General features: G+C 46.8%; 21 protein-coding genes, 2 pseudogenes and 1 riboswitch. Of the genes and pseudogenes, 6 read left to right on the forward strand and 17 right to left on the reverse strand.

Going from position 1 to position 21,442, the window contains the following annotated elements; genetic code table 11:
• Positions 1-36: 36 nt before the first annotated feature.
• Genes N4J56_RS22610 through N4J56_RS22625 form a run of 4 tightly spaced genes read right to left on the reverse strand, consistent with a single transcriptional unit; the run spans position 37 to position 3,113 of the window.
• Complete coding sequence (locus tag N4J56_RS22610; RefSeq protein ID WP_317108493.1) at positions 37-777, reverse strand: hypothetical protein; 741 nt, start codon at positions 775-777, stop codon at positions 37-39.
• A gap of 47 nt (positions 778-824) precedes the next feature.
• The gene (locus N4J56_RS22615) at positions 825-1,559 is read right to left on the reverse strand and encodes a class I SAM-dependent methyltransferase (protein WP_317108494.1); all 735 of its coding nucleotides are present in this window, start codon (positions 1,557-1,559) and stop codon (positions 825-827) included.
• On the reverse strand, positions 1,531-2,346 hold the full coding sequence (locus tag N4J56_RS22620; protein ID WP_317108495.1) for a metallophosphoesterase family protein: 816 nt from the start codon (positions 2,344-2,346) through the stop codon (positions 1,531-1,533). The genes N4J56_RS22615 and N4J56_RS22620 overlap by 29 nt, the downstream gene beginning before the upstream one ends.
• Positions 2,343-3,113 (reverse strand): GTP-binding protein, encoded by a 771-nt coding sequence (locus N4J56_RS22625; protein ID WP_317108496.1) that lies wholly within the window; start codon positions 3,111-3,113, stop codon positions 2,343-2,345. The genes N4J56_RS22620 and N4J56_RS22625 overlap by 4 nt, the downstream gene beginning before the upstream one ends.
• Before the next feature lie 68 nt (positions 3,114-3,181).
• Between N4J56_RS22625 and N4J56_RS22630 the strand changes: the two genes are divergently transcribed.
• Complete coding sequence (locus tag N4J56_RS22630; protein WP_317108497.1) at positions 3,182-4,423, forward strand: FAD/NAD(P)-binding protein; 1,242 nt, start codon at positions 3,182-3,184, stop codon at positions 4,421-4,423.
• A gap of 351 nt (positions 4,424-4,774) precedes the next feature.
• Here N4J56_RS22630 and cobW read toward each other — a convergent pair whose 3' ends face one another.
• The 10 genes and pseudogenes from cobW to metE all read right to left on the reverse strand — a co-directional run bounded on the left by cobW (position 4,775) and on the right by metE (position 13,895).
• Entirely contained in the window at positions 4,775-5,872 is a 1,098-nt protein-coding gene (gene cobW / locus N4J56_RS22635; protein ID WP_317108498.1) for a cobalamin biosynthesis protein CobW, read from the reverse strand.
• Positions 5,873-5,903: 31 nt separating this feature from the next.
• Positions 5,904-6,281: a DUF1636 domain-containing protein gene (locus N4J56_RS22640; RefSeq protein WP_317108499.1), complete on the reverse strand. Its 378-nt coding sequence runs from the start codon at positions 6,279-6,281 to the stop codon at positions 5,904-5,906.
• Between the two features lie 228 nt (positions 6,282-6,509).
• Entirely contained in the window at positions 6,510-7,850 is a 1,341-nt protein-coding gene (locus tag N4J56_RS22645; protein ID WP_317108500.1) for a calcium-binding protein, read from the reverse strand.
• A gap of 60 nt (positions 7,851-7,910) precedes the next feature.
• Positions 7,911-9,221 (reverse strand): class I SAM-dependent methyltransferase, encoded by a 1,311-nt coding sequence (locus N4J56_RS22650; RefSeq protein WP_317108501.1) that lies wholly within the window; start codon positions 9,219-9,221, stop codon positions 7,911-7,913.
• Between the two features lie 4 nt (positions 9,222-9,225).
• Positions 9,226-10,056 carry an acyl-CoA desaturase gene (locus N4J56_RS22655; RefSeq protein WP_317108502.1) on the reverse strand — a complete coding sequence of 277 codons (831 nt, stop codon included), beginning with the start codon at positions 10,054-10,056 and terminating at the stop codon, positions 9,226-9,228.
• Positions 10,057-10,171: 115 nt separating this feature from the next.
• Positions 10,172-10,471: pseudogene (locus tag N4J56_RS22660) on the reverse strand (SAM-dependent methyltransferase); the annotation flags it as partial.
• A gap of 80 nt (positions 10,472-10,551) precedes the next feature.
• Positions 10,552-10,695 (reverse strand): hypothetical protein, encoded by a 144-nt coding sequence (locus N4J56_RS22665; RefSeq protein ID WP_317108504.1) that lies wholly within the window; start codon positions 10,693-10,695, stop codon positions 10,552-10,554.
• A 32-nt stretch (positions 10,696-10,727) separates the two neighbouring features.
• Positions 10,728-11,204, reverse strand: coding sequence for a hypothetical protein (locus tag N4J56_RS22670; RefSeq protein WP_317108505.1), 477 nt, complete (start codon positions 11,202-11,204; stop codon positions 10,728-10,730).
• A complete protein-coding gene (locus N4J56_RS22675; protein WP_317108506.1) occupies positions 11,201-11,653 on the reverse strand; it encodes a hypothetical protein in 453 nt (150 codons plus the stop codon). Before N4J56_RS22675 ends, N4J56_RS22670 begins: the two co-directional genes overlap by 4 nt.
• The gene (gene metE, locus N4J56_RS22680) at positions 11,637-13,895 is read right to left on the reverse strand and encodes a 5-methyltetrahydropteroyltriglutamate--homocysteine S-methyltransferase (protein ID WP_317108507.1); all 2,259 of its coding nucleotides are present in this window, start codon (positions 13,893-13,895) and stop codon (positions 11,637-11,639) included. The genes N4J56_RS22675 and metE overlap by 17 nt, the downstream gene beginning before the upstream one ends.
• 295 nt (positions 13,896-14,190) lie before the next feature.
• Positions 14,191-14,336: riboswitch (cobalamin riboswitch) on the reverse strand.
• A 281-nt stretch (positions 14,337-14,617) separates the two neighbouring features.
• Between metE and N4J56_RS41240 the strand changes: the two are divergent.
• Together N4J56_RS41240 and N4J56_RS22700 are read left to right on the forward strand one after the other, a co-directional pair.
• Positions 14,618-15,265: pseudogene (locus tag N4J56_RS41240) on the forward strand (ribonucleotide-diphosphate reductase subunit beta); the annotation flags it as partial.
• Between the two features lie 323 nt (positions 15,266-15,588).
• Positions 15,589-16,194, forward strand: a complete 606-nt coding sequence (locus tag N4J56_RS22700) for a formylmethanofuran dehydrogenase subunit E family protein (RefSeq protein WP_317108509.1) — start codon at positions 15,589-15,591, stop codon at positions 16,192-16,194.
• 180 nt (positions 16,195-16,374) lie between these two features.
• Here the strand turns inward: N4J56_RS22700 and N4J56_RS22705 are convergent, their stop codons facing one another.
• The 3 genes from N4J56_RS22705 to N4J56_RS22715 all read right to left on the reverse strand — a co-directional run bounded on the left by N4J56_RS22705 (position 16,375) and on the right by N4J56_RS22715 (position 17,534).
• On the reverse strand, positions 16,375-16,869 hold the full coding sequence (locus N4J56_RS22705; RefSeq protein ID WP_317108510.1) for a glutathione peroxidase: 495 nt from the start codon (positions 16,867-16,869) through the stop codon (positions 16,375-16,377).
• 150 nt (positions 16,870-17,019) lie between these two features.
• Entirely contained in the window at positions 17,020-17,262 is a 243-nt protein-coding gene (locus N4J56_RS22710; protein WP_317108511.1) for a hypothetical protein, read from the reverse strand.
• 62 nt (positions 17,263-17,324) lie between these two features.
• The gene (locus N4J56_RS22715; protein WP_410500567.1) at positions 17,325-17,534 is read right to left on the reverse strand and encodes a chlorophyll a/b-binding protein; all 210 of its coding nucleotides are present in this window, start codon (positions 17,532-17,534) and stop codon (positions 17,325-17,327) included.
• 468 nt (positions 17,535-18,002) lie between these two features.
• Between N4J56_RS22715 and N4J56_RS22720 the strand changes: the two genes are divergently transcribed.
• The 3 genes from N4J56_RS22720 to N4J56_RS22730 all read left to right on the forward strand — a co-directional run bounded on the left by N4J56_RS22720 (position 18,003) and on the right by N4J56_RS22730 (position 21,410).
• Positions 18,003-18,284, forward strand: coding sequence for a hypothetical protein (locus N4J56_RS22720; protein WP_317108513.1), 282 nt, complete (start codon positions 18,003-18,005; stop codon positions 18,282-18,284).
• On the forward strand, positions 18,281-18,643 hold the full coding sequence (locus tag N4J56_RS22725; protein ID WP_317108514.1) for a hypothetical protein: 363 nt from the start codon (positions 18,281-18,283) through the stop codon (positions 18,641-18,643). The genes N4J56_RS22720 and N4J56_RS22725 overlap by 4 nt, the downstream gene beginning before the upstream one ends.
• A gap of 493 nt (positions 18,644-19,136) precedes the next feature.
• Positions 19,137-21,410 carry a TonB-dependent siderophore receptor gene (locus N4J56_RS22730; RefSeq protein WP_317108515.1) on the forward strand — a complete coding sequence of 758 codons (2,274 nt, stop codon included), beginning with the start codon at positions 19,137-19,139 and terminating at the stop codon, positions 21,408-21,410.
• Positions 21,411-21,442 lie beyond the last annotated feature (32 nt).

Consider the following 21,442-nt stretch of genomic DNA (forward strand, 5'->3'; position numbering starts at 1 on the left):
TTATCAATTTAATCGAAAGCATTCTCAATAATATTTTCAACTCCTCTTGGCGTTTCGCACTGAAAATCCTTTGCCAATTCCATAGCGGACAGTTTTGAACTCCACCAAATTTGTGTTGGGATCGTACAGGGTGTAGCTGGCAATTCCTAGCTCTGAGCCAACATTACCTACACCAATAACTTGCCGCGATCTAAGACTGAGTGTTGCCGGAGATTGTTGAGTGTCGAGCGTTGTCACTCCTACGGTTACGGAACCCGATTGTACCTGATACACAAAGGCTAAACCCGACCGACCGCAAAACAAATTGTTGGCATCGGCACGCAGGAGTCGATCTAGCATCTGTGGCGGAGGAGTTTCTGGGGTGAGCTTGTCGTCAACGCCGACTGTACTGCCATGAATTAACAGGCAGTCGAGGTCGTGAAACCCAAAGTCAAGCGATCGCAGCCATTCTACACTCTGGCGGGAAACGCTATCCCAGAGCAACTTGACCGTTCCTCCTCCATATTGAGACATCATCTCAATAGGCTCGGTAGTGTAACCAATTGAGTGAAGAATAAAACACTGCTCCTCCCACCATCCCCGACAGATTTGCGGTTGCAGTTCGCCTGGACGTGGCGATCGCACTCGTTGGACTAACTTTTCTGTTTCTGGGTTTGGTCCAACTAAGTCTCCCAAAATATACAGTTCTTCAACTCGACTTCTTTGGCGCTGGAGATCGGCAATTACCGCTTCATAAGCTGCCAAATTTCCGTCAATTCCACTCAAAATTGCCCACATCGATTGTTATTTCCCTACTGCAATTTTCGCGCACCGAGCGATCGAAACTACCCTGCAAACGCCAACCAGCCCGTAAAAACAAACGCAGTATAGAAACGAGTCATCTGTTTGAAGTTGGCTTGAGCGAGTAGTTCCAGCGTTCGTTCTTCCCGAATGCATGGGAGATGTTGCCATGTCCTGTCGATCAATTCAGTTAACCGTTGTGATTCCATTCCTGCTATCTGCGCTCGTGTCTGCCATCCGTTAACCAATCGCTTAAATCCCTCAGACTGTTTATCTGCTTGCAAATCTACTAGCACAAACGGGCTACCAGATTGGAGGCGAGCGCCGATCGCCTTCAAATAGTCCAGTTTGGTACCATCATCCGGTAGAAAATGCATGACTAATAAGCTAGTAGCGGCGTTGAATGGATGCAACGGCAGCTCTTGTACGAGTCCATTGTGAAGAGTGACGCGATCTTCTAGTCCTAGTGATGCAACTTTCGAGCGAGCAACTGCTAGCATTTTTGCCGATGGATCGACACCCGTAAACTGCCAGGTGGGATGAGTTTGTCCCAATGCAACGATCTCATTACCTCCACCAGCGCCAAGAATGAGAATATGGGCGCGATCGCTTAGGTAGATTTGGAATAAAGCCGCCAACATACTCAGTAAGGCATCATAACCCGGAATACTTTGACGAACTCCGATGTCATAATCCGTTGCTGAAAAATTAGGATTTGTATCAAAATCAAACAGGTTTTCAGTCATTGTTTCACCGTTCGCACACATGAGTTGGGTCATCGGCTCGTTCTGCAAACTCCAGTCCCCTTGCTAAACGCCAGGCAAAAATCGGCGGCAATCCCTTTTCAATAATTGCCGCACAAGTTTTTTGATAGTCGTAGGGGACTTCTCTGAGAGTCGCTTGTTCGGTGTCTGTGTCGTAGAGGACGTAGGTGGCATTCGGTCGCCCGTGGCGCGGTTCTCCTACCGAACCGACATTCACAATTCGCTTCAAAGGAGTTGTGAAATTTAAAGACTGCTCGCCTTCGATACTAGGACTTGTAACGCTAATTTGGAGTTGAGCGCGATCGAGAGTGCGGACGTAAGGTACGTGAGTATGACCGCAAAATAAGATATCAGCACCCGTAGCTAGTACCCGTTCTAGAGCCAGAAAAGCATCTATTTCTGGTAATAAGTACTCGTGGGCGCTATGAGGACTGCCATGCACGAAACACAAGTTGCCTTCTTGCAAGCTTTGAGGTAGATAAGCCAAGAAGTCTCGCGTTTCGGGCGTAACTTCCCGATTTGTCCACTGATGAGCTAGCTGACCTCGTTTTTCGGCTAATAATGAAGGATAACTACACTCGCAAGCATTTAATCCCTCAACGATATCTTCATCCCAACAGCCAGCGCAGGTGGGAATATCCAACGAGCGAATTTGTTCGACTACAGCATTAGGATAGGGACCGTAACCCACCAAGTCACCCACACAAAAAATTTTGTCAGCTTTTTGGCGATCGATATCCAATAACACGGCATCTAAGGCTTCATAATTACCGTGAATGCAGGAGATAACAGCGAGTTTCATGCTTCCTCTAGGTCTTCTTCTAATGATTCTTTGATTTGTTGTTGGTAGTGATGAATGGCAGCGCCGGCTAAACAACAATCTTTTAAGGTTTGAGAAATTGCTTTTTTATCCAATTCAATTCCGACAACTTCAATCCCACTAAAGCGCTGGGGACGCCCTTCTAACCAACGGGGAACAGTTAACTCGGTGTAGGTACTATCGAGAATTCCAACCACAAAATCAAAGTAGAACGCTCGTCCGTCAGCCAGGTCAAAAATGCCCTTCGCTCGGTTAACTCTGCCATAGGCTCCTTGAGTTAACTCGTACCAAAAGACATCCAGGCTTGCTGGGTCTAAAACTTGACCGCTAATCGGTGCACGCCAAAGCTCTGGTTTACCTTCCGTGGGTTCAGCTGTGACTCCTGGCACAACCTCGTCCGCCCAAGCGTGCCATCCCGTATTCTGAATGTTTGGTGGCATCAAGGCAACGCGATGAATTGAGAGGTCATCTAACACCGATAACACTGGCTCAACTGACGCTAAATCTATATGAAATCCCAGTTCTATATAGGTAATCGACTCCGCCACCGACAAGTCTAACAACCGATTTTCCTCTCCTTCCTTGAGGATTTTGACAGCAGGAAATTCAGCCGCAATGCAGGTCATGTCGATGGGAACTGGGTCAGAACCAGGACTGAAATACTGCACGGGTTGGTTGGCAATGGCTAACTGTTGTCGAATCCAGGTAGTTTTCCCTGCTCCTGGTAAACCAGCGACAGCAATAATCATGACGACTGCTAACAATAATGATAACCATTATCATACACTAGTGATTATCGTAGTAGCGGCAATTTTGCATGAAAGCGAATTCTGCGTCCTTACCTACCTTCATTGACCTTGCGATCGTTGGTGCGGGTCCTCATGCTCTGACTTTAGTAACGCATTTGTTGCAAAAGCGCCAGCATTTGCACAATCGGTTTCTCGTATTCGACAAAAGTGGAACTTGGTTGCAGCAGTGGCAACAGCAATTTGCTGCCTTTGAGATTCCCCATTTGCGATCGCCTGCCGTCCACCATCCCGATCCCAACCCCTATGCTTTGCGACGGTTTGCTCAGTGCCGTCCTGATGAACTATTTCCCCCTTACGATCTGCCAGGAACCAAACTTTTTCAAGATTTTTGCTCTGATGTAATTGAGCGGTGGCAGTTACAGGAACGAGTCATCAAAGCTGGTGTCTCTCGGATCGAACCTTTACCTCATCCTCTTCGCCCTCGATTCCGCGTGTGGTTGCAAACAGGACAGTCGATTGTTGCTCGCCGAGTTGTGCTGGCGACTGGTGGTGGTGAACCACAGTTACCCGATTGGGTCAACCAGATTCAGTCAAAGTATCCTCAAGATCGGCTCTGCCACTCGCAGCAAGTCAATCTGCATGGCTTACAACTAGCGGGTGAGAGAGTGTTAATTGTGGGCGGCGGTTTGACCAGCGGACATTTGGCAGTGGGAGCGATCGCGCGGGGAGCCAAAGTGCTGTTAATCGCACGGCGGCAACTGCAAGCAAAATTATTTGATGCCGATCCTGGATGGCTCGGACCGAAGTACCTTAAGGGATTTTGGGCAGAATCAGACTGGGAGAAACGCGCTCAATTAATTCAACAGGCACGAAATGGTGGTTCGCTCACACCAGCAATGATGACTCAGCTACTCAAGCATTCACGTAACGCTCGACTCAGGTTGGATGAAAACTGTCAAGTAGTTAAGGCAGAGTGGTCAAATAATCGTTGGCTTGTCAAATGCAGCAATGGAGAAGAACACGAGTGCGATCGCCTTTGGCTAGCTACTGGTACGAGAATGAACGTTACAGCTCAACCTTTATTACAAGAAGCCTTACAATCCTACTTAGTGCCAGTAGTAAATGGCTTGCCAGTGGTGGACGATCGCTTGCGTCTGCCTGGGAGCGAGTTGTTTCTTCTAGGCGGGTTGAGTGCATTGCAGGTGGGACCAGTAGCGCGGAATCTATCAGGAGCAAGGATGGCAAGCTCACGAATTGTTCCTGCACTAACAAAGTCTAGTGTCGCTCTCTCATCAGCCCGAAGTGCCTAAAAGCGATCGGACTCGTTAGTTTCTGATTGGCATTACAGAAAAAGAAGTCTATAGGACTTAATGCTTAACATTACGTTTTACCAACTGCTCAACTAGGAGTTGACCGCTACTTTTTCCAAGCATTACTAGACCTTGAGATGTCAAAATTTATCATTGTGAAAGAAAACTGAGGAAATTGAGCAACCAACATTTACTTAGTAGTAGCAGAAAGAGCATAGCATAGCCTGTGGGATAAGTCGTTATCGAAGTGAAGTTTCAGAAATAATTATCACTAGCCTACAAAAGCCAAAAGCTTATCCGTTAAGGATTACAAGCTTAGCGTTATTTTTTGTCCATTTGCTAAAAAAACACCTACCTCGTCCGCTTAGGGTAGGGCTGGGATTCTGTTGTGCCGAATGCTGCATCGCTGCATGCAGATCGCGTCAGTTTTGAAGAAATAGTTTTCTCATCCAGCGATCGCCCGATAAAGACTAAGCGAGTTTGGCGTGGTTCATCTGGTTGCCAGGGGCGATCGTAAAACGTGTCAAACCGATTGCCGACTCCCTGAACAACCAACCGCATCGCTTTATTGGGAACTGCTACAAACCCCTTGATGCGATAGATTTCATAGTGCTGAACCAAGGACTGTAAGCGACCGATCAACTCCGTAGGCTCAAACAAGTGGTCTAACACAAAATGAACCGAGTTAATGTCATCATCATGTTCGTGGTCTGACTCTGTGTCGTGATGACTGGGACGCCGAACGAGATTGTCTTCAACCGCCGCATTGAATCCTAATAACAGTTCCGGGCTAATTTGTCCCTGGTTGCAGGGCACAATTTTCACGCTGCTAGGGAGTTCCTTTTGTAGCCACTGCTGAATTCTATTTTGAGTTTGCGGCTCAACCCGATCGACTTTGGTCAGCAGCACCAGATCGGCACATGCCAACTGGTCTTCAAACAGTTCTTCAATTGGGGTTTCATGCTCTAAACTATCATCCGCTTGCCTTTGGGCTTCCAGGGCATCTAAATCGCCGACAAACTGACCAGTAGCGAGTGCTTCACAATCTACCACAGTAACGACTCCATTGACCGTTGCACTCGTGCGAATTTCGGGCCAGCGAAAGGCTTGCACCAGAGGTTTAGGCAGAGCTAACCCAGAAGTTTCGATTAGGATGCAGTCAAGGCGATCGCGTCGCTTGAGTAACTCCTGCATCGTCGGCAAAAACTCTTCTTGCACGGTGCAGCACAAACATCCATTCGCGAGTTCCAAGATATTGTGATTGGGATCTTCATCGTCATCACAAACGCGGCACGAACGCAGCAACTCACCATCAATCCCCACTTCACCAAACTCATTAACTAACACGGCAATGCGGCGACCTTGATTATTCTGCAACAAATGACGCACAAGCGTTGTCTTTCCGGCTCCTAAAAAGCCTGTGACTACGGTTACGGGAATTTTATGCATTGTCTGTAGCTCATAAAAGTGTCTAATGTCTCTAATGCTGAAGGGGCGGCAAAACAGCGTGAATCCCCTTTTTGACTGCCTCTGGACGTTCTTTGTATGGGACTTTACCATCAGAGCAAGCGACATACTGCTCGCTAAATTGCAGCAGTTCAGGAACGGAATGAATTGGAGATAGTTGACTCAAAATAAATGTGAGTTTGTTTGGCGCGGTAAATGCTACGACACAGGAGCGATCGCACGCTCCCATACATCGCACCGGCTGTAGATGAATCGCCTCGCAACCATGACATGCCGCTAATTCTTCACTCAATCGCTCGAATAGAGATTGACCTGCACTTAATCCAGTTTGTTGCAGGTCAATTTTTGAGGAACGACAAAGTACACAAACAAATAACGTATGTTGAGTCATGACAGTTACGCAGTTACAACTAAATATTGCGAGATCGAGCTAAGCCAACTTGCCTATAAAGCGCCCACTCATCTAGTAGGGTGTTGAGTTCGGTAGCAGCTCTCCGTAAACTGCGGTAGGCATTTGTCCTCGACGGTGTAGATAGGTTCGCAGCATCAGGTTCGTCCAGGGGTTAAAGAGTAAAAGATCTTGGTATAAGGTTGCAGGATTGCATCACAGCACGACAGTCTAAGTTGAAATTGGATGAATCACGCCGATCGCCTCCAAGTCAAATCCACCAGAGGTTATGGGTGAAGTGGTTGGGAATGGATCGTAGATGGGTTGATTGAATGAATCGAGAAAGCTACCATTCCCAGGAATGTCAATTACTTTGACATAACGAATTGCATCGAGAGCCACTTTGCCATTAGTTACCAATTCATGCTCTGCTAAGGTTGCTAGATCGAACGGTGTTCCCCAAGAGGAACCAAAGAACTGTCCATCGAACTCAGACGCATTGTTGACATGCTTTCCAGCCAAATTGTAGATGCCTGTTGGGTCTAATACGCCTTGCGCTGGAACGGGTTCACTAGTAAGCGAATCACTGGCAAAACGGGCGAAGTTTACACCATCACTTGACACTTCTACATAAGCCAGTTCGCCAAAAATACCACCCCGGTTGTCAAAGCCGTTCTCAAAGACGGCAAAATCTGCACCTTCACCGTTGCTAATACCCGAATCGAACGATAGGGTAATCTCACCAGGGCTAATTCCTGCCTCAATTTGGTCTTCATCTAAATCGCCGAGTGAAACAATGTCAAGAAAATTGCTGGTGCGAGCGGTTTTTCCCAAAGCCTTTTCAGGAGAACGCCACGGGTCTTCCACTCCCACCGTGGGAGAATAATCTACAATGCCAGTTGCCCAAGACACAAAGACGGGATTGACTGCGCTGTTGGGGGTAACTTTATCATCGCCATCCGCGCCCACAAACCCCGGAATGCCCGCATCAATTTTGCCAGGATCGTTCGTAGACGAGTCGGAATACCGTCCGCTCGGCTGCACAATCGTCGTGAAATTGGAGAAATTCAGTTCTTCTGCATCTACACCTTTAACAACTGCCAAGAATTGACCCGTCTGCAAATCAGAAATGACGGCATCTCCTTCATTGTCGAAAATGAATAGCTCGCCAAAGTCTAACCCGTCGTTCAGAGCAATTACATCATCACCCGCCGCGAAATCTGCGATCGCATCCGCCTCTGCCTGAGTGCGTCCACCTGTGGTTTCATAGAATCCAAGCCGCCCTAAAACAAACCGATCCTTCCCTGTCCCACCCGTAAGCGTGTCGCTACCTGCTCCGCCATACAAGACATCATTACCATCATCGCCAGAGAGTATGTCGTTTCCTGCTTGACCCCATAGACGATCGTTCCCCTGATTACCATTGATGATGTCATCCCCTTCCCCGCCATCGAGAACATCTTCATTGAGAAAACCGCCGAGTGTATCATTGCCCGTCAAACCTAGCAGCAGGTCTTTTGCGTCGGTGCCGTTGAGCATATCATCTTGTGCTGTCCCAATAATTCTTACCATCGTTTTCAGCGCCTAAAAAGAATCTAGAATGTCTACAGAACAATGTGTAATCCGAGCGACTTACAATAGAGAAACGTTTAGCGGCAGATCGAGTTGCCATTGTTTACCCTTGTAAAAGAGAAGCTGATAAACGTGTAAACCGCCATAGCGGAACGATGCTTCAAACGATTGCAGATAGAGATACCACATGCGGAGAAATCGTTCGTCGTAGCGGGAAGCGAGTGATGTAATCGTTGTCCTATTGTTGGTAAAGTTATCTGCCCAACGTTTCAGCGTTTCGGCATAGTGAGGCTTCAAATTTTCGCCATGAGCCAGTGAGAGTTTGGCTGCCCACAGTTCTTGAGTCAACTCATGTAGTTGCGGTGCGTATCCTCCCGGAAAAATGTATTTATCTACCCAGGCTCCATTGCGCTCGTTGCTCTGGGTGACGATCGTATGCAGCAAACCAATTCCGTTGGACGTTAATAAGTCCGATGCCTTTTGCATGAATGTGGCGAAATTTCCTTTACCCACATGCTCAAACATGCCAATGCTGACAAACTTATCGTATTGCCCTTGGACTTCCCGATAGTCAGCAACGATGATGTTGAGGCGATCGCTCAATCCTCTCTGCTCAATTCGCTCCCGCGCCAACTTTGCCTGTGGCTCACTCAGCGTCACCCCAGTTCCAGAAATGCCATAGTGTTCAGCCGCATAGATCGGCATTCCACCCCAACCGCAGCCGATGTCAATCAAAGATTCTCCGGGTTGTAATGCTAGCTTGCGACAAATCAACTCATACTTCTGAAGCTGCATCTGCTCCAGAGTGTCGGTTTCCTGAAGGCGATAGCCACAGGAGTAAGTCAGGGTAGGATCGAGAAAAAGTTGGTAAAACTCGTTGCCCAGATCGTAGTGATGCTGGACATTCTTGCGACTATTTTGAATTAAAATCGGTAATGTCCGCAGCCGTTGCGCGATGACTTTGAGTGCTAGGGCGAGCGTCACCCGCTCCCGCGCTTTGGCAGAAACATTGCTGCGGTAAAGTAGTCCAATTAATTCAACTAGGTTGTCATTGGCTTCATCCCACCAGCCGTCCATGTAAGCTTCACAAAACCCCAGGGTGCCGAATGTCAGAATGCGATCGTAGGTATTACGGTTGTGAACGACTAGATGGAGTGGCGGGGCAGAACCCACCTGACCAAAGTGAAATACGTTGCCTTCTGGATTCGTAACCGTTAAATCGCCTGCTTCAATCGAGCTGAAAAGCTGATAAAGATAGCGTTCTCCAGTAGGTACATAAATACGATTTGCTAGATCGGAGGCACGTCCATTGCTCAATGCTCGGTTGTCAGGTCCATCGAGAAAGCCTTGCTTAGATCTGTCAATCACCATCTGCTCATTCCCCCGAACTCAACGTTAAGTGTGTGGTTTTGACGTTCGTGGCTAATTTCAACTTCTCCAGTAATCCAATCGTCAGCCAGACTATATCCACCTCCCACCAACGCCAGCCAAACCGCGCCGATGATTGGCTAGCATGATGATTGTTGTGCCATCCTTCGCCAAAGGTCAGCAGTGCCACCCACCAACAATTTGTGGAGCGATCGCCCACATCGTAACTCCGATAGCCAAACTTGTGGCAGGCACTATTGACAAAGCAAGTGCTGTGAAAGCCCAAAAATAAGCGCACAAAGATGCCCCAGACCACAAAGGGCATTCCACCTAGTCCATAGAGTAAAGCTGCTAGCACGATCTGCAACGCAATATAGCGATCGTGACAGAACTGATAAAACGGATCGTCCGCAATGTCTTTAGTGAAGCGGCGGAGTTCTGTTTGGGTTGGAACTTCATGCATCAACCAACTGACATGACTCCACCAAAAGCCTCGTGTTGAATCATGCGGATCGCCCGCGCGATCGGCAGACAAATGGTGCATCCGATGATAGCCCACCCAGCCTTTGACACCCCCTTGACACGCTAGCGTGCCACATAGAATCAAGAAATACTCCAACCATTTAGGCACCCTAAAGCTGCGATGGCTCACAAGCCGATGGAATCCCAGGGAAATTCCCAGACCGATTGTGAGCCAATGAAGCAATAGGGCAACTCCAACGGCTGACCAACTGAAATTAGCTGGAAAAACTGCAAATAATCCTCCTAAATGAAGTAGAACTGTGAATAGAATGACGTTCCAACGAGGACGAGATAAGGTCAAATCTGTATTAGTCAAGCGGTCTCTCCCGATTTGGAATATTTTTGACGAGCAGTGCGACTATCAACAGATACGGCTGGGGGTGCAAAGCTCGATAATTGAGGTCGTCTGCCCCAGAGTCCAGTCATCAGTCGCAGGAATAGTCGCCAACAGTAGTACCGGCAGGAAGGCAATCGAGTCCTCCCCAGCGCACCATTTCATGGACAAAGTCTGACTTAGCTTTAAGAAAATCCTTTTTGCGTGGCGGAGAGCCGTAGTGCCCCAAGTGGATATGTTCCCCCCAATAGAACTCCAAGATGCCGTCATTCGTCCAGTCATCATAAGAATTGGCGACGGAATCGGCAGACTGATACTTGCGGGGAAATCGCCAGTAAAGTACTAATCCAATCAGTAGTAAGACCAGTAGAAGTGCGATCGCCAATAAAATGTTCATCATCTTGAATGCTTGGATTAACGTGACTCATTAACATTTAGCGTTTCTGTCGAAAAGATTGAAATCTAGAGACAATAAAGTTATGAATGCGATCGCTCGTTCGGATTGAGCCAGGTTGAGGTGGTAGATTGGATTGGGAGGCTAATTGGCGTTTCACGGATGGATGAACCGATGTGGGAATTTTTCCAGAGCGATGCAGGTAATACTTGAGCATAATCGGTCACTATTCAATGGTGAAGTTAGGGATTTGGTGAGTCTATGGGATCGATCGCCTGTGTTCCGGCACTGTTTTCTCTGGCAATGCACAAACGGCTGGCTGAAACTCCTCCCAGGTTTTACAAACTTGCTCGTAACATTGGGCTGGCGCGATGGGCAGATTTTTCAGGTAAAAGAACGTGACTTGATTGAACGACTCCAGCAAGAACACTGCTTCCGTTGTTGGATTGTAGGTATCTACTGCCTCCAAAATGTGGGCATTCATAAAGTGATGGCGCAAAATCACCGTATCGGGAGCGGCTAACCAGGCATTTAAGAAAGCAGCGAGACGAGAACGCGGCACAAAGTGAGTTTTAAAGGTTTCTCCGGCAATGCCAACACCAGGGGAATTAGTGCTGCAAACGATCGCACCCTGCTCACTGCTAAGATACCCTGCCCAAGCGTTATAGCCGATCGCCAACAAATTGCTGGCAATAAAGTCTTGCTGCCAACCCAGCAGATCGGGCGATTCATTCATGAGTGCCTCCTTTGGGGGGTTAAGTCAGATTGAAATTCTGCCCAACGGTGTTGCACCTGTGCATAACAATCAGCAGGAGAAATTTTCAAGTTTTCTAGCAGGTTGATATCGACTACACCATTACCGCTGACCAGAAGCACGATTACTTGAGTTGGGTCATAGGTGGCAGTTGCATTCAATACTGCCGTAACTACCTCTGGTTGCAGTTCCAGCACTTGCAGATCCGCTTCTACTTGCGCTTGCGGAATGAATACCTGATGAAAGGTTGCGGTATCCACCTCCCAATTAATGGAGGAAGGAATGGTATCCATAACATTGCACGCAACTATTCCCCTGCCCGCGTTCAGATAACCGTTCCAGGCAATGTATCCGAGCGACAAAATGTTTTGCTGGATGAATTGGTTTTGCCAGTAACCACATCCTTGCCACAGATCATTTCGCATTCGCATTTGCTTCCTCTCGCAGCGTCTTGGCAGCCTCCACCATGTTTTTCAGGGCAGGAATTACCTCTTCCCAGCGGCGAGTTTTGAGTCCGCAATCGGGATTCACCCAGATTTGCCTTAACGGTAAATTTCGGATACCTGCCTGCAATTGCTGCACTAGTCGTTCAGTAGTAGGAACCACCGGACTATGAATGTCGTAAACTCCATTACCGATTTGATGGGAGTAACCTGCTTCAGTCACTTCTTGCAAGGTGCGGTTATTGCTGCGGCTGTTCTCAATTGAAATCACATCGGCGTCGAGGCGTTCGATCTCTTTGATAATGTCACCAAACTCGCAGTAGCACATGTGAGTGTGAATTTGGGTCTGCGGTTGGGCGATCGCCGTTGCCAGTCGAAACGTATCCACTGCCCAGGAGAGATACTGATTCCAGCGTTCCAGTTTCAGCGGCAAGCCTTCCCGCAAGGCTGGTTCATCCACTTGAATCACTTGTGCGCCTGCGGCTTCTAAGTCTGCCACCTCCTCGCGTAACGCTAGGGCAATCTGAAATGCCTGATCCTGTCGGGAAATGTCGGCACGGGGAAATGACCAGTTGAGAATGGTCACGGGTCCAGTCAGCATTCCCTTTACGGGGTTTTGGGTCAATGCCTGTGCCACCTGAAACTCCCGCACGGTCATCGGTTGCGGACGGGTAACATCGCCGTAAATAATCGGTGGACGTACATAGCGACTGCCATAACTTTGCACCCAACCGTTTTCGGTAAAGGCAAACCCAGAGAGCTGCTGACCGAAATATTCCACCATGTCAGTCCGCTCAAATTCTCCATGCACCAGTACATCAATACCGATATCTTCCTGAAGTTTGATGCACTCGGCAATCCGAGCGTCGATCGCTGCTTGGTATTCTGCCTCGGTCAATTCTCCCCGCTTGTATTTCACTCGCAGTTGCCGTACCTCGGCTGTTTGGGGGAATGAACCGATCGTGGTGGTGGGTAAGACGGGCAGTGGAAGTTGTCGATCTAAGCGGAGGGAATAGGAGAGCGATCGCACAAAGTCATTCGTCGTTAAATTTTTGAGGGCAGCCTGCACGCGGTCATTAGCAGGACTAAACTGCTCAAAAGTTTTCCATTGGGTTTGCACCACAGCTAATCGATCGCTTGGATCTTTCCCAGCCAAAGTATGTGCCAGTATCACCACTTCTTCCAGCTTTTGTTCGGCAAAGCTCAACACATTTCGTAGAGGTTCAGGCAGTTTGGTTTCTCGCGTGGCATCGTAGGGAACGAATTGCAGGGATGATGAGGGATGCAATCGGATATTCGCTGTGATGCTTTGAATCGTTTCAAGCGTTGACAACACTGATTCTGGGCGAATTTTCCAAATGTTCCGCGCATCTACAATTCCCACTCCTAACTGTTTGTCCGATGGGAATCCGTGCTGTTGCAATAATTCTAAACTGCGTCCACGGGTGAAATCTAAACTGATTCCAGCAACGGGCAACTCTATCACCCAGGGGTAAGTGGCTCCCAAATCATCAAAATAGGTGACGAGATGAATTGGTAAACCCACTTGAGCAAGCTGAGCATAGGTGGTGGCGATCGCCTCTCTCAAATCCACTGCACTGCTTGTGACTAAAATCGGTTCATGCACCTGCACTTCAGTGACACCCAGTGCTTTGAGTTGAGAGAACAAGTTGCTATAAAGCGGCAATAGTTTTGCGAGATGTCCAGCTAGATTGCCTTCTAAACGGCTTAAACGCAATAGTGTAACTGGACTGAGGATGATTGGAACGGCTCGTTCACCGAGAAAGTCTTTTGCTCGTTGCACCGTTGCCAAAAAATCTGCGAAGTTTGCCTCTGGCTTTGTATCGGTCGCAATTTCAGGCACCAGATAGTGATAATTGGTATCAAACCACTTAGTCATTTCCAACGCCGAAATGCCATCTTTGCCGCGTGCCATTGCAAAGTATCGATCGAGTCCAGCCAGATGACGAAAGCGATCGGGAATTAGCCCCAAACGAATGCTCCAATCCAGCACACCATCGTATAGCGTCGAATTACCGATACCGATGCGATCGATCCCGGCTTCGAGCTGCGTTTTCCAGTTTGCAGATTCAACGTCTCGAACCGTTTGTCGCAAAGTTTCTGCGTCAGATTTATTGCTCCAAAAGGCTTCTAATGCCTTTTTAACTTCACGATTTTTGCCAATACGTGGATAGCCCAGCGTTGCAGTTTGAGCAGTTTGAAAGGTCATAGCTGTAGTGTCTTAATTCTGAAAATGAACGATATAGACTGACATCGCTCCTGAATCGGGCGATGTAAAACGAAACGATAAACGCTTCCTGTCGATCGCTTAGCGATCGAGCTAGAGCAGCCATTCTTCAAGGCGGCACCTAGAATAAAGCGATCGTCTGGCTACGAAACCAGCGCTTTTCAAATCAGAACGCTACAACCTTAAATTTAGAAATGAATCCCGCAATTCCCAGAAATCTGAATACACCATCATCCGTACCTCGCAGATGAAAAACGACAGGTTTGCGAATCTCCAGAGGAGACACTAAGCGATCGGCGGGCATCCTGACTTAGAGAGTTGCGCCTCTGTTCACAGTTGCGGGACAGCGCCGGATTTACACCGGACTTTCCCCCTTACGTCTGATGGCTGCTCCCCATCAGAACCGACTTGCCCCTAACAATAACACAGTTGAAGCGCAATTCAGCAACCTCTGCTTACATTTGTGCAAAAATGAATTTCCTGGTGGCTCCAGCGTATAGTGTCTTTCTAAAATTGTTGGCGCTATAGATAGCGTAAATTAACGATCCAATTTAATTTTTTTGCTCTATACTGGGGCAAACCTAGAGTATCACCTTTGCGCGGGTTTGCTCTACCAAACGTTTTTCCAGAAGTTTCGCTCTGTACATCTACAAGACCATCGTTCGATCGAAGTTTTAATTGGCGCTCGGATTGATGCGATCGCAGACGATGTTCGCTATTCGTGGGCTGTGTCTTTCTACCGTCAAATGCGAGAAAACTTTTGGATTCCCGAAAAAATAGACGTTACTCAGGACGTAACGGATTACATCAATCTCACACCAGGATAAAGACGTGCATTTGATGGTATTCTCAGTTACCTGACCTTTCTCGATTCGGTACAAACTTGTAATGTGCCTCATATCAAAAACAGTATTACTGCACCAAAAATTGCATTGTGCATGGCAGAACAAATTTCTCAAGAAGCAATGCACAATCAATCTTATCAATACATCATTGAAACAGTAATCCCGAGCGATCGCCTTTTCCCCCACAGCCGCGAACAAATTTATGAAATGTTTGCTCTTGCTGTTAAGCATGAATGCAAGTGGACAGAACATATTGTTGGAGATGATATTCTCGGCATTACAGCCAACAGTACAGAACAGTATACAAAATATCTGGCAAATGCTCGTTTAAAGGCGATCGGCTTAGAACAATTATGGACAGAAGCTATCTACAAGAAAAGCCCCTATACTCACTTGGAGCGTTTTTCAGATACCAAAAAAGAAGCAGACACGAAAGCAAACTTTTTTGAGGCGAGTGTAACCAGTTATGTTATGTCTTCTAGCATTGAAGGTTGGGATGATTTCTAACAGGGGTTTATAAATATTGGTTTAGATGTCCAGATGCGATATACCGCGTCTTTAAATATGCGTCCCTACTGCGATTGCTCGTAAATCCATTAAATACAAAACCCTGGTTAATCAAGCGGACTGCGAACCGCCCTTAGATAAATACCGCGCAGATTCACCCCTTGAAAGTCGCGCTCTCCCCGCTGATAGTGTTCTAAAAGTTCGTCTGCTATCATGTTGAGTCACTTAACTCGGTTGCTCGTAGTTTTAGCATTTCGGCAGAATCTAACAAACAGCATTCGGTTTGACTATTATCCTGGCAAGGGGCATTTGAGGATTACAAAATGATTAAGCACAGCATTATTCTAAGTTATGTGGCGATACTGGGCGGGGTGTTAAGCTTTGATGGAAGTCAGATAGCCACTGGTGAAAATGGCAGATTGCGCGAATCTGTCCAAGGCAGATTCGCTTCGCAAAACCGCCACCATCAACTCGCTCTTCAGCAAAACCGCCCTACAGAAACGCCGAAGCAATGGGTAGAACTGGGACGGCGAGTACACGGCGGTTTTGGCTCCTACATTGCGCTGGGAATTCGTATAGGTTTAGATGCAATGCAACGATTAAACGCAACCCCTCGCACACTGGATGTTACCTATTACAGTGGGGCAATCGCGCCTTGTCCTTGTATGGTGGATGGCATCATGATTGCAACGATTTCAACTCCAGGACAAAACTTGCTGCGAGTTGCTACTACTGCCAGTCCAGAAGGAACCTTTGGAGTTGCTGAAATTCGCGATCGCACTAGTGGAAAGATGCTTCGCTACACAATTCCTGCAACTGCCAAAACTCAGTTGGATGCCTGGAATCAGGATACAACTGGACAGCAACGCTACGATGCCGTGATGAGTGCTTCACAAGAGACTCTATTCTCGGTAAAAGTCATCCGCTGATATAGTAAGAAACCCTGGTTGAAGATTCATCCAGAACCTCAGTTAAATAGGTGGAAATAGACCTGATGAAGCAGCTCGCGTTCGCGAAGCGTCCCCGCAGGGGAGTCGCCAACAAAAAACATTTGGGACTAAGGAATATGAAATACCATCCAAGTAACCTAGATGTTGAATTGGTTTGGTTTATAGCAGCGATTGGATATCTTTTTCCAAATCTTCTGGCTTCGTCGTTGGCGGATAGCGTTTTACCACATTCCCATTGCGAGCGACCAGAAACTTAGTGAAGTTCCACTTAATCGCCTCCGTACCGAAAATTCCGGGTGCCGCTTTCCTCAAATACTGATACAACGGATGGGCGTTACTGCCATTGACCTCAATTTTTTGAAACAGGGGGAAGGAAACCCCAAAGCGAGTTTCACAAAAGGACTGGATCTGGTCTGAGTTTCCTGGCTCCTGCTGCCCAAACTGATTGCAGGGAAACCCTAAAATGACCAATCCCTGACTGGCGTATTTATCGTACAACGCCTGTAGTCCCTGATATTGAGGCGTAAAACCACACTGACTCGCCGTATTCACTATCAGTAAAACTTCATCTTTATACGTTTTGAATGAAACCGGAGTTCCATCAATGCTTGTAGCGGAAACATCATAAATCGATGCGGGCGTTTCTACTGCCATAGCGCCAAACACTCCTGAAACTAAACCATTCTCTAATCACTCTACAGAATTCCTGGACACCCTCTCTCAATACAAATGGAAGTCCCAGCAGGAGAACCAACTGGGACTTCAGAGGTCGTCATGAAACAAGTGCCAGGAATAATAAGTCACCTACGCCAAGTTGTTAAACAGAGTTGCCCACAGAATCCCTGCTGCACCTATAGCTAGCAGCAAGTTTGTGAAGAAGCGACCTACCTCAGGGTTGAAGCCAAATACTTTATCTTCCTGACCTGCGGTGAAAAACAGCGACCAGGCTTGGTTAGCACTAATCACTTTAGACTGGGCGTTAAAGTCAGGTCTGAACACAACGGGACCAAGCAGATCTTTGTTGGGGAAGTCAAAATCAGTTTTCATGGCAGTTTTCTCCAAAATACGTCACGTTTACTGAATTACAAACTATCTACGCTGGAAAAACCTTATAGACCCGTCAGCCAGCCGATGACACCATGTCCAGTCACAGCTTCCAGAATCAGGACAGAAACGAAGCCAATCATTGCCAGCCGTCCGTTCAGCTTTTCAGCATATTCATTGAAGCCGAACTGCTGAGATTCATCCATATACACTTTGGGTTCAACCGCATAAACGTTTGCGCGTCCGCCTTCTTCGATTACCTGTCCGCGAACCATCATGTTGTTTCCTCTCGCTTAACCTTATGTAACAGAATATAACTTAATGTAAAGAAACATTGCAATACTCTTGACATAAAAAAATTGTCGTATTAACAGAACCTCGTAGAGGGGCTGCTTACTCCCAATCTTCTGTTCCAGGCTAATCTATAGCAATTTTGGAGCCATAGATTTTGGATTTTGGATTGATATACCCTTGCTGCAAGGCACTTTCAAATTATCTATTTTCGCCCTTGCTAAACAAAAACGGTATGTTTCCTACGTTTACCTGGAAATAGCGGAGCGAGGCTCTTCCTTAAGAGCAGAGCCGTCTCTGGAAGTTCCAGGTAATTCGGGAAGAACTGACAAATGTACGGGAACCTGTGATTACGCCAGCAGAATATGAAAGGGTGAAGCACGATCGCAGGCGCAACGCTATCTCGTCGCAAAGCGATATTCGCAATTTTTAGCTTGTGGCTTGTCAACCAGATGTCTGGTTTCACGATTCGCCAATATCCCCAAACTTTCAGTACCTTTACCTGGGGTGTAGTCATGCTTTTAGGAGCCATGCTAGCCACAGTTTTAGCATTCTTTCTAACTCAAAATAAGGCAAAAGGTTTCCTAAATTATCTTGGTCAGGTTGGAGTCACCCTAGTTGGCGAATATATGGTTTATGAGTTAGTCATTTGGCTAGCTGGTTTTGCTCTGGGTGGTGCAGCTGGCTTGACGCTACCGCTACTGTGGCAAATCTTTGTTAGTAATGCGGTTTGAGCAATAGTATTGGCAGGTATTTATCGTCTATTGGTTTGGCGAGTCATGCGATTTACATGATAACTGCGATCGCGCCAGTCGCCCAACGAGTCAAGAGAGTGTGTGAAAACTCGGTAGATAGCCTTGGGAAAAAGCTAACATCAAGAATATGGGCGCAACAGGAGAAAACTATGCCCCATCTACAAGGAATTGGACGGAACCAAACGCTACAATTTCCCCCGTGTCTGGTTGATTGTATTAGTGCCGAGAATCTAGTGCATTTTTTGGATGCCTTTGTATATCGGCTAGACCTGCAAGCGATGGGACTTAGTCGTGTCTGGGCAGCAGTCGAAGGACGGCCTGCTTGCGGGTTAAGTTGACAATACCGACAGAAGTCAATAAATGCAGAATTTTAATACTTTTATAAGTAAGGATATTCCAACACTACAGGTAATTCAAGAAAATCAAGTAATTTCTCAGCTCAAAGTACTGCGGATCGTATTTACAGTTTCAGAACTTGTAACAGAAAAATATTGAGTAGGCTTGACTTCTACTATCACTGTCGTATCGTAAATACCATTAGTATCTAGGTAAAATACAATACTTAAATGATGCGATTGAAGCGTATATCCACAATCAAATTCGTCTTCTTCACTAGTGAAATACTAAAGTGTAATCTCCTTGCTACTATCAGCAAGAAAGAGTAGTAGTTTTCGGATTTTTGCTCTTAACGCTCGCTTTACCTTTTCCTTCACAAGTCACAATTTTTCAGGTTCACAAGAAATTTTATTAAGCTTCCAAAGATTAAAGTAACGGATTGTTTTTTGCAATGTTGTTTTGCGTGCGATTTGTTTGAGAGTGCGAGGAGTTAGGGTGGAACGAACAAAATTATTTAGCTTGGTATGGTCGATCGCAACTGTAACAGTCTTAAATGTTTCTCCAGCAAGAGCCGATGTTGTAACAGCGAGCGCTGAGCAATTTGAACCAGAGGTAAAAAACGCAGAAAGTATAGATACTACAGGTATGGTAGTTCGACGAAGTGATGTGCCGCGTTCCTACAACAATGTCAAAGACTGGTTAGCGCAAGAGGTTCAGCAAAATCGAGTTATTCAAGTCACAGGGGTACGCCTTTCCCCAACTGCTAGCGGTCTGGAGGCGATTTTAGAAACTCCTACACCTGAGAAGCTACAATCTACAACCAAGCGCGAAGGAAACACCTTTATTGTTGACATCGCTAATACTCAACTACGTCTACCTTTGGGCAATTCCTTCCGCTCTAATAACCCAGTTAGCGGGATTACAACGGTAACAGTGACAAACCAAGGTAAGAATAGCATCCGAGTGACAATGACGGGTGAAACAAGCGTGCCAAAAGTTGAGCTGTTTAACAGTGCTGAAGGTCTAATTTTCGGTATTACAACGACTGTATCTTCTACGCAGCAACAACAGCGATCGCAAAAGCCTCCCACAGTTGAGCCTCCTAGTGAAACATCAACTCAACCATCAGTTGAGCAAGAAGAGGAAGTTGAAATCGTGGTGACAGGCGAGCAAGAAGAAGGATATCGGGTGGAGGAGTCAACCACGGGTACTAAACTACCTGTACCGCACCGCGACCTACCACTGTCAATCCAGGTAGTACCGCAGCAGGTACTGGAAGACCGAGGAGTGGTGGATCTTGACGAATTTACCGATAACGTCAGTGGCGTGCAGAGAGCTAGAGGTTTTGGGGAGGCAACAGGCTTCACTATTCGCGGCTTTACACAATCTTATGCAATTCTGCGCAATGGCTTTCCGATTTTGAACTTTATCAGTCCTGTCGGTTTTGGTAACACCGAGCGGATTGAGGTTCTTAAGGGTCCTGCTTCAGTTTTGTATGGGGGTGGCAGTCAGTTAAACATTAGTGGAGTTGTTAACACAATCACAAAGAAACCTGAGAGCGAGCCTTTTTACAAGTTGGATTACACGCGTGGGAGTTTTGAGTTTAACCGTGCAACTTTAGATGCAACAGGGCCACTTACATCGGATAATTCTCTCCTGTATCGTCTAAATGTTGCCTATGAAGATTCAGACAGCTTCCGCAATTTCGACGAAAGAAGCCAGAATTTTTTAATTGCGCCGGCTTTGACTTGGAGAATTGGACCGAGAACAACACTAGCTGCCGAATTTGAATATCTCGATTACAGTTACCCCTTTGAGAGTGGATTTCCACTAGAACCAGAAGTTTTGGAGCTTCCGCTCAAGAGGATTCTTGGCGAATCAGGTTTAGATGCAACTACGGGTAATTTTACTTCATTTAGCTACGATTTCGATCACCAATTCAGCGATAGTTGGAGATTTAGGCAAGGATTTAACGTCGCGATCGCCAACATTGATATTGGACCGACTCGATTCTATGGTACGTTGCTAGACGATCGGCGGACGCTGGAGCGGACAGCTCGCAGAGGGGACCAACGAAATGAAAACGTGACGCTGCAAAATGAACTTTTAGGAAAATTTAATACAGGCTCGTTGCGTCACAATGTTTTATTTGGAGTAGAACTATCTCGCAGAAGCTATCCCTACAAAAATTATGTCGCACCCCTGGCTCCGATTGACATCTTCGCTCCTACCTATGGTGCGCTGCCTGGAGAATTTAGCTTGGAGTATGCCGATGACGATCGAGCAGAGACTTTGGGGATTTACATTCAAGACTTTGTTGAAGTTCTGCCTAATCTCAAAGTGTTAGCTGGTCTCCGCTTCGACTCGATTGACCAAACTTCTGAAAATCCAATTACTAGCGAGGTCGGTGCCGAACTTTCGTCAACAGATGTTTCGCCACGAATTGGTATCGTTTATCAACCTGCCAGCGCCACATCGCTCTATTTCAATTGGAGCCAATCGATCTATCCCCAATTCCTGGGCTATAGGAGCCAAACAGGGGAACTTTTTGAACCGGAACGTGGCGAACAGTTTGAGTTCGGGATCAAGCAGAATTTTCTAGACAATCGGCTCTCGGCTACCCTAGCGTTCTACCAGATCGATCGGCAAAGCGTAGCAACACCTGATTTAACCAATATAAACGATCTGTTTTATGTCATAACGGGCGAACAACGCAGTCGTGGTATCGAATTAGATATTGCTGGAGAACCACTAAGTAGTAGGGCATAATTAAACGTAAGATAGAGAAAAGCCAAAAACTT

Source organism: Chroococcidiopsis sp. SAG 2025 (assembly GCF_032860985.1).
In the GTDB taxonomy this organism is placed as follows: domain Bacteria; phylum Cyanobacteriota; class Cyanobacteriia; order Cyanobacteriales; family Chroococcidiopsidaceae; genus Chroococcidiopsis.

What these genes read in the sequence shown, in the direction of transcription:
- N4J56_RS22610 (WP_317108493.1), bottom strand. Translation starts at nt 777, where the DNA reads ATGTGGGCAATTTTGAGTGGAATTGACGGAAATTTGGCAGCTTATGAA.
- N4J56_RS22615 (WP_317108494.1), bottom strand. Translation starts at nt 1,559, where the DNA reads ATGACCCAACTCATGTGTGCGAACGGTGAAACAATGACTGAAAACCTG.
- N4J56_RS22620 (WP_317108495.1), bottom strand. Translation starts at nt 2,346, where the DNA reads ATGAAACTCGCTGTTATCTCCTGCATTCACGGTAATTATGAAGCCTTA.
- N4J56_RS22625 (WP_317108496.1), bottom strand. Translation starts at nt 3,113, where the DNA reads ATGATTATTGCTGTCGCTGGTTTACCAGGAGCAGGGAAAACTACCTGG.
- N4J56_RS22630 (WP_317108497.1), top strand. Translation starts at nt 3,182, where the DNA reads ATGAAAGCGAATTCTGCGTCCTTACCTACCTTCATTGACCTTGCGATC.
- cobW (WP_317108498.1), bottom strand. Translation starts at nt 5,872, where the DNA reads ATGCATAAAATTCCCGTAACCGTAGTCACAGGCTTTTTAGGAGCCGGA.
- N4J56_RS22640 (WP_317108499.1), bottom strand. Translation starts at nt 6,281, where the DNA reads ATGACTCAACATACGTTATTTGTTTGTGTACTTTGTCGTTCCTCAAAA.
- N4J56_RS22645 (WP_317108500.1), bottom strand. Translation starts at nt 7,850, where the DNA reads ATGGTAAGAATTATTGGGACAGCACAAGATGATATGCTCAACGGCACC.
- N4J56_RS22650 (WP_317108501.1), bottom strand. Translation starts at nt 9,221, where the DNA reads ATGGTGATTGACAGATCTAAGCAAGGCTTTCTCGATGGACCTGACAAC.
- N4J56_RS22670 (WP_317108505.1), bottom strand. Translation starts at nt 11,204, where the DNA reads ATGAATGAATCGCCCGATCTGCTGGGTTGGCAGCAAGACTTTATTGCC.
- N4J56_RS22675 (WP_317108506.1), bottom strand. Translation starts at nt 11,653, where the DNA reads ATGCGAATGCGAAATGATCTGTGGCAAGGATGTGGTTACTGGCAAAAC.
- metE (WP_317108507.1), bottom strand. Translation starts at nt 13,895, where the DNA reads ATGACCTTTCAAACTGCTCAAACTGCAACGCTGGGCTATCCACGTATT.
- N4J56_RS22700 (WP_317108509.1), top strand. Translation starts at nt 15,589, where the DNA reads ATGATTAAGCACAGCATTATTCTAAGTTATGTGGCGATACTGGGCGGG.
- N4J56_RS22705 (WP_317108510.1), bottom strand. Translation starts at nt 16,869, where the DNA reads ATGGCAGTAGAAACGCCCGCATCGATTTATGATGTTTCCGCTACAAGC.
- N4J56_RS22710 (WP_317108511.1), bottom strand. Translation starts at nt 17,262, where the DNA reads ATGAAAACTGATTTTGACTTCCCCAACAAAGATCTGCTTGGTCCCGTT.
- N4J56_RS22715 (WP_410500567.1), bottom strand. Translation starts at nt 17,534, where the DNA reads ATGGTTCGCGGACAGGTAATCGAAGAAGGCGGACGCGCAAACGTTTAT.
- N4J56_RS22720 (WP_317108513.1), top strand. Translation starts at nt 18,003, where the DNA reads ATGTCTGGTTTCACGATTCGCCAATATCCCCAAACTTTCAGTACCTTT.